Genomic DNA, 1,949 nt, shown 5'->3' with positions numbered 1-1,949 from the left:
GAAATGGCAAACTGAGCGATGACCAAGCCCTTGCGAATGGAAAAGCCTCCAATTTGGCTCTGCGTGAGCTTCCCTTTCAATGCCGTGATCGGCTGAAAACCGGCCAGTACCAGTCCGGGGTATGAACCTGAAATGAAGGTAACAACCACAAGCAGACAGGCAGCAAAAATTGGCTGATTGATGTCTTTCAGCCAATCGAGTGTGACGCGGGTTGATAGCATCTCATTCATAAACGGCAATGTGAGATATGATAACCCGATGGCGAAAATGAAGGCAATGAGGGTAATGAGCCCCGTTTCAACGATAAATTGCCAGAAAAGCTGCCCCTTCATGCTGCCCATCACTTTCCGCACGCCGATTTCTTTGCTGCGCCCCAATGCCTGGGCGGTGGCCAAATTGATGAAGTTAACGCAGGCCGTGATAACCAGGAAAAGACCAATAAGGGAAAGCGCAAAGAGCTGGCTTTTAGCAATGGCGCCGCCAAATTCCTGGTTCATGTGAATGTCGGATAGTGGTTGCAAATGAAATTTGAAAGTTTTTGCATCCTTCGCATCGTAGTATTTGGTGGAAATACTGGCCATAGCTTCGTCTGCCTTCGAAGCATCGGTGCCGGGTTTCACTAAGATATATGCTTGGGTAGCGCTCAAAATACCACCCCAGGTGTTGAGCCAGGGGGTTGTCTGCTTGATGCTGGGGTAAGAGAGATATATTTCCTGGCGGATATCGGTATTTTCGGGTAAGTTTTTGAGAATGCCTGTGATGGTAAAATCGGTTTTGTTGTCCAGCCGAAAGCTCTTTCCAATCGCCTGATCCTTTTTGAAATATTTTTCGGCCAGGCGCTCGGTAATTACAGCGGAATTGGGTTGCGAGAGCGCATCTTCCGGGTTTCCGGCGAGGAAAGGAAAATCCAGGATATGGAAAAAATCGGGTTCGACATAGGCTACCCCGTCATCGAATTTGGGATTATCCCGGCGGGAGGGAAATGAAATGTTCCCACCGAAGCTGATGAGCATCGACACTTTTTCAACAAACGGATAATCGTCCCGCATCGCGGCACCGATGGGCTGGGGCACACTGCCATATTTGCTGACTGTTTCATTATGCAACTCGGAAGTAATCCGGTAAACACGGTCAGCATTTGCGTGGAACTTGTCGAATCCGAGGTGGTAATTGACCAGTGAAAAGATCAATATCCCGCAACTCAGGCCCAGTGCAAGTCCAAGAACATTAATGAGCGTATAAGATTTATAGCGAACAATTGTTCGCCGTGCGACGGTAAGATAGTTTTTGATCATGGCTGTACTTAATGGTTTGGGCGAATAGTAATGCACTTTCTTCTTCGTTTTTCGCCGCGAGGTTAACAGACCTGCAATGCGTCTTTTCAGATAGTATGGTTTCGCGAATTTGACCGCTTCTAATAAGTATGTTTTTCTGGCGGCCGCCTCACCTGCGCGGTTTACGTCAAGTTCGAATTGCTCTTGCATGTCGCCTTCCAGTTCTTCAAACAGTTCTGGTGGACAAAGCAGCCTAAATAATCTATGAGCAAAACGCGGAGGGGTGGCTTGTCTTTTCTTTTTCATCACTGTGCCGGGTTTACGATTGCATACCAGAATTGGTTTCGTATCTCCTGGATTTCGGTCAGCATGTTTCGCCCTGCCGTAGTAATCATGAAAAGCCGCTTTCTTCTTCCTCCCCGGCTTAAGGTGGCGCCGCCCATTTGGGAGGTGACAAAACCTTTTTCTTCGAGCCTGTACAATGCAATATGCACAGCGCTGAGGCTGATGGTGCGGTTGGTGCGTTGGCGAAGCTCTTCGGCTATGCTCAAGCCATATGCTCCGGCGCCAAGCACGATAACGGTGAGCAGGACCAATTCTTCAAATTCACCTAAATAGGATCTTCCCATATAAAAATAATTTTCTTAACATTTGTTAAACAAATAATGTACCAAT

General features: G+C 47.6%; 2 protein-coding genes. Both read right to left on the bottom strand.

What is annotated here, in order from left to right:
- Positions 1 to 1,580, bottom strand: a 1,580-nt coding sequence (locus AC2YIT_RS32145; protein WP_487281942.1) for an ABC transporter permease, incomplete at its 3' end; no start/stop codon positions are given.
- A complete protein-coding gene (locus tag AC2YIT_RS32140) occupies positions 1,580 to 1,903 on the bottom strand; it encodes a PadR family transcriptional regulator (protein ID WP_487281941.1) in 324 nt (107 codons plus the stop codon). The genes AC2YIT_RS32145 and AC2YIT_RS32140, both read right to left, overlap by 1 nt.
- Between the last annotated feature and the right edge of the window lie 46 nt (positions 1,904 to 1,949).

This window comes from Dyadobacter sp. SRI_021 (genome assembly GCF_057586235.1).
Note: the sequence above shows the minus strand (reverse complement) of the source record. Positions and strands in the feature narration are given on the sequence as shown.

What these genes read in the sequence shown, in the direction of transcription:
- AC2YIT_RS32140 (WP_487281941.1), bottom strand. Translation starts at nt 1,903, where the DNA reads ATGGGAAGATCCTATTTAGGTGAATTTGAAGAATTGGTCCTGCTCACC.